At 52.2% G+C, this 4,867-nt stretch carries 5 protein-coding genes; 1 reads left to right on the plus strand and 4 read right to left on the minus strand.

The features are described from left to right. Window positions 1-184: 184 nt before the first annotated feature. The 4 genes from rlmD to AC1DUA_RS23465 form a co-directional block, all read right to left on the minus strand. Complete coding sequence (gene rlmD / locus AC1DUA_RS23450; protein WP_477502064.1) at window positions 185-1,738, minus strand: 23S rRNA (uracil(1939)-C(5))-methyltransferase RlmD; 1,554 nt, start codon at window positions 1,736-1,738, stop codon at window positions 185-187. A 48-nt stretch (window positions 1,739-1,786) separates the two neighbouring features. Next, window positions 1,787-2,791, minus strand: coding sequence for a diacylglycerol kinase (locus AC1DUA_RS23455; RefSeq protein ID WP_477502065.1), 1,005 nt, complete (start codon window positions 2,789-2,791; stop codon window positions 1,787-1,789). A 17-nt stretch (window positions 2,792-2,808) separates the two neighbouring features. Further along, window positions 2,809-3,576 (minus strand): sirohydrochlorin chelatase, encoded by a 768-nt coding sequence (locus tag AC1DUA_RS23460; protein ID WP_477502066.1) that lies wholly within the window; start codon window positions 3,574-3,576, stop codon window positions 2,809-2,811. A gap of 147 nt (window positions 3,577-3,723) precedes the next feature. Further along, entirely contained in the window at window positions 3,724-4,014 is a 291-nt protein-coding gene (locus AC1DUA_RS23465) for a YerC/YecD family TrpR-related protein (RefSeq protein WP_079414635.1), read from the minus strand. Window positions 4,015-4,250: 236 nt separating this feature from the next. Here AC1DUA_RS23465 and AC1DUA_RS23470 point away from each other — a divergent pair. Next, window positions 4,251-4,867: hypothetical protein (locus AC1DUA_RS23470; protein ID WP_477502067.1), on the plus strand; the 617-nt coding region annotated here is incomplete at its 3' end.

Here is a 4,867-nt window from a genome sequence, read left to right on the forward strand (position 1 = left end):
GTGCAGGCGCGAATTCTTTTTTGACTCGTCTAAGAAGCTCGAATTTTGCAAGGACGCCTGCTTAAGTAAAGAACCTCCAACCCTCTGTGAAGGAGATGGAGGCTCACGTACTGTTTATTTAATGAATTGTTCTTCTATGCAAACAATCTCAGAAGGAAGAACCGTGACTGGTCCTTGTCATCATTCAATCTCTAACCAACAAAGCCACCGACTCCACATGCACCGTATGCGGAAACATATCCACCGGCGTCACCTCCGCGACGCCGTAGCCCCCATCAACCAGCACGCGCAAGTCGCGAGCCAGTGTCGACGCGCTGCACGACACATAGACGACGCGACGCGGCTGCAGCTCTAAGATCGTCGCGAGCAGCGCGGCGTCGCAGCCCTTGCGGGGCGGGTCCACCACGATCACGTCCGGGCGAATGCCCTGACGTGTCCACTCGGGGAGGACCACTTCCGCTGGGCCCGCTTCGAAATGCACGTTCGTCATGCCGTTTAACTCGGCATTCTTCCGTGCATCCGCGATCGCCTCTTCGACGATCTCAACGCCGTAGACCTGTCCAGCGCGCTGCGCCAGGAACAGGGAGATCGTACCGATGCCGCAATAGGCATCGACAACCACTTCATCGCCGGTCAACCCGGCGTACTCCAATGCCTTCCCGTACAAGACTTCCGTCTGGACCGGGTTCACTTGAAAGAAGGATCGCGCGGAAATAGCAAATTTCACATCGCCGATATAGTCGTAGATAACCTCGCTGCCCCATAGGACGCGAGTCTCATCCCCAAAAATAACATTCGTCTGCTTCACATTAATGTTATGGCAAATGCTCTTCACTGAAGGCAGAGCCTCCCGAATGCCAACCACCCACTCGTCCACACGCGGAATCGTGCTGCCGTTGGTCACCAAGACGACCATGACCTCGCCCGTGCGGAAGCCGACTTTAACGACGACATGGCGCAGCAGTCCAGCATTCGTCTCTTCCCTATAAGCACGAATGCCCAGCCGAGCACCAATCTCCTTCACCCGAGCAACGACCTCGTCGTTCGCCTTATGTTGGATCAGGCACTCCTCCATATCGATGATGCGATGGCTTCCCTGCGCATAAAATCCGCCAATGAGGCCGCCGCGCTCTTCCCCAAAAGGAACCTGCGCCTTGTTCCGGTACCGCCACGGATCGGACATCCCCAGCGTGGGATGGACAACAATGCCTGTTATCCCCTCATCCGCTGAAGATTCGGAGGAGGAGGAAGTTGATTGTACATCCAGCTTCCCAATCCGCTGCAAATTATCCACGACCTGTTGCCGCTTCACACGAAGCTGAGCCTCATAACTAAGGTGCTGCAGCTGACATCCGCCACACTCCTCATAAATGCCGCAATGCGGCATAATACGTTCCGGACTCTCTTCTATCAACTCAAGCAGCCGCGCATGCCCATACTGCTTCTTCACATGCTCCACCTGCACCAGAGCGCGCTCACCAGGCAGAGCACCAGCGACAAAAAGGGTAAAGCCGTTCACACGGCCTACCCCTTCCCCATCATGGCTGATCCCAATGATCTCAGCCTCGTATTGCTGTCCGATCTGCACCGGCAGATCCGCCATCCACGCCGGCGCCACTTTAGGCGCAGAACTCCTTACTCTTTGATCCTTAGAATGATCCGCAGAACTCCCCGCTCTTCTGTCCACAGATTTCCCTGCACGGTTGGACTTCGCAGCCCTTTTATCTTTTACGCTCATAATACCCTCACTTATCTCTTCTTTCCCTGTAACATAAATGTCACGCCATTACTCCCTAGGCTGATGCGGATGATGCCCATCCTGCTCCTCATCCCCGACTCGCTCCTTCAATTGAAACGGCGTCGTCAACGTCTCAATCAGCGTCTTCTTATAAATCGACTGACCCGACTCATCGACGATGATCTGGAGGTGACTCTTCAAATTCGTCATGACGCACGGCAGCGTACCGCCGAATTCGCCATCCAAGTTCAGCTGGACGTAGTCCGGAGAATTAATTTCGATATGATTCGTCTGAAAATAAATCAAATTCGGGTCATTTAAGTGCTCCCCGCGCAGCGCGAGTGTGACCACTCGGATAAACTCCGCAAGATTACACTTGCGTAGTATTAGAACATCAAATAATCCATCATTCATCCTGGCYTCCGGAACGAGCTTCTCGAACCCGCCGACGGAGTTCGTGTTGCCGACGAGGAACATCATGACTTCATCGTGAAACTCGAGATCGCCAGCTTTGACGTACAGCTCAATAGGCTTGAGCCTAGGCAGTTTTTCGAGTCCCTTCATATAATAGGCCAACTGTCCGATCATGGTCTTGAGTTTGCTCGGGACTTCGTACGTCAGCTCGGTCATCGAGCCTCCGCCGGCGATATTAATGAAGTAGCGGTTGTTGATTTTGCCTACATCAATGTCGGTCGTGTACTTCTGAATGATCAGGTCGCATGCCTGCTCCAGATTCTTGGGAATGCCAAGCGCGCGGGCAAAATCGTTGGTCGTCCCCAGCGGCAAAATGCCCAGCGGCGGCCGTCCCTCTTTCTCGGCCATTCCGTTCACGACTTCGCACAAGGTGCCGTCTCCGCCTGCGGCGATAATGAGATCAAAGCCACGATTCACGGCCTCAGCCGCGGCAAGTGTGGCGTCCCCTTCACCGATTGTCGCGTGAGCGGATGTTTCGAAGCCGCCGCGCTCTAGGCGCTGAAGGATTTCTGGCAGGCGTTTCTTCATTTCTTCCCGTCCGGAGGTCGGGTTATAGATCAGTCTTGCTCTTTTGACCATTGTGTCTCATCACCTGTTCACCGTCTCGAATTTGCGGAAGCAATCTGCTTCTCCATCCACTTGGAAATCAGCGGACTTGGCAGCAGCGCCCGTCCATTATATTTATATGCAAATCCCTTCAAACGGGAAGGGACTACTTGATTCGTGAAATAGCCCTCACTCAGAAAAAGCGGCGCCACAATAACAGCATGTCCAGGCTTCGTAAGCGCCCATTCTGTCATCTTAGCATGCACTTGATCCGGCAACAGCATGGCAACATCGGATTCGTCAAAGCCGCCTAAAGCTTTTAACCGCTCTGCGAGCTGCTCTAAGCCTTGAAGCCATTTCTGATGAAAGCCGTCCTCTTGACTTCCGTGCCCAATCAGCAGAAGAACTTCCTGTGTTGGCGATTCGGACAATTCCTTGATTTTCGCATAAATAATTTCAGCAATAACAGGATCGTCATCAATTGGCGATGTAAAATGAATCCGTGCCTTGATATCAAAAGGCTCCATATCCGTCTCCAGCAGCGGCTGTTCGATGACCCCTAGCGCATAGCTGATTTCATCAATGTGTGTACTCCCAGAAGACACGAACAGGGGAACGACGATGATATCCGTCACACCTTGCGCCTCTAAGCTATTAATACCGTCTTGAATTAAACGGCCTTCCACCAGTTCTAGATATGAGGCATAAATAGGAACATCTGCCGGCAAATGAACCGCAGTTACGGCTTCGTCAACGAGGTCAACCCAGCCTTGATCCCTTGATCCATGGCTTATAACCAGGACTCCAACCTTACTCATTATGTTCTCCCCACCCGTTCTATCCATGGCTACAATCCTATGCTAACGAATGTGTTCCCACATGTCAATTGAGCCCTCCATAAACAGAAAAAATCCCGCATTACACTTGGCAATGCAGGATCTTGAATTCTTTTATGATACAAATGATTAACGTCCTAAACGATCTAGTGTCAGTACATAGCCGTCATTGCCATAATTCAAGCAGCGCTTAACTCTGGAAATCGTTGCTGTAGATGCGCCAGTTTCCGCTTCAATCTGATTGTACGTGCAGCCTTTGCGCAGCATACGGGCAACCTCTAGACGCTGGGAAAGCGATTGAATCTCGTTCACGGTGCACAGGTCATCAAAAAAGACGTAGCACTCTTCTATATCCTTAAGGGTCAGTATGGCCTCAAAAAGTTGGTCTATTGCTTTATCATTTAATTTTTTTAATTGCATACGTTATCAACTCCTGGTAGAAAGGCATGTTAGCTTAATATTGTAAGCTCCAGAGTATCATTCGACACGCCCGCTTCAAATCCTCCCTTTAGGATTGCGAAACGTTAAAATTTCTATGCGTTAATGGGATGAATTGTGACAAATATCTAGGACCCGTGACATTCGTCCATACCAACGATAGGCAAGTGACATATCCTGTAGGAGACAAATCTGATAAAAAAGGATCGTGAATCCCAGTGACTAACCCTAGACAAATCATTGGTAATGGCGGTAACCGTCCTGATGTCCATACAAGAAGCATCACAACTTTACCCCCGCAAATTGGTAATGATCGCGCATTCGGCCAGTATCCAGGCTTAGGCGGCAATTCATTCTCGGATTTCACTCAAGGCGGAGGCTTCCCTACTCCTTTCCAAGGAGGCGGCGATTTCTTCGGCGGTAATACCGGCGGTGGCGGTGGTGGCGGATTTTTTGGCGGCGGCGGCGGCGGTGGCGGCGGCGGTGGTAACGCCGGTGGTGGTGGCGGTTTCTTCGGCGGTGGCGGTGGTGGCGGCAATGCTGGTGCCACGGGAGGTGGCGGTGGCGGTAACTTCCTCAGCAACCTCCTCGGAGGAGGCGGTGGTGGTGGCGCAGCAACCGGTGGCAGCTCCAATCCGCTGAGTGGCCTCAACATGAAGCAAATCTCCGGCTTCGTTGAGCGGATGGGCGGCATCGACGGCATCCTCGGCACGATGGGCAAGGTTCAGAAATTCATGTCCAGCTTTCAGCAAATGGCCCCCATGGTGAAAACGATCTTTGGCGCCCTAGGCAAAGGTAAAGTAGCCTCGGGAGACGCTATTGAAGTGTTCAAACC

The sequence above is a fragment of the Paenibacillus sp. 01T422 genome, assembly GCF_056398785.1.

What these genes read in the sequence shown, in the direction of transcription:
- AC1DUA_RS23465 (WP_079414635.1), bottom strand. Translation starts at nt 4,014, where the DNA reads ATGCAATTAAAAAAATTAAATGATAAAGCAATAGACCAACTTTTTGAG.
- AC1DUA_RS23460 (WP_477502066.1), bottom strand. Translation starts at nt 3,576, where the DNA reads ATGAGTAAGGTTGGAGTCCTGGTTATAAGCCATGGATCAAGGGATCAA.
- rlmD (WP_477502064.1), bottom strand. Translation starts at nt 1,738, where the DNA reads ATGAGCGTAAAAGATAAAAGGGCTGCGAAGTCCAACCGTGCAGGGAAA.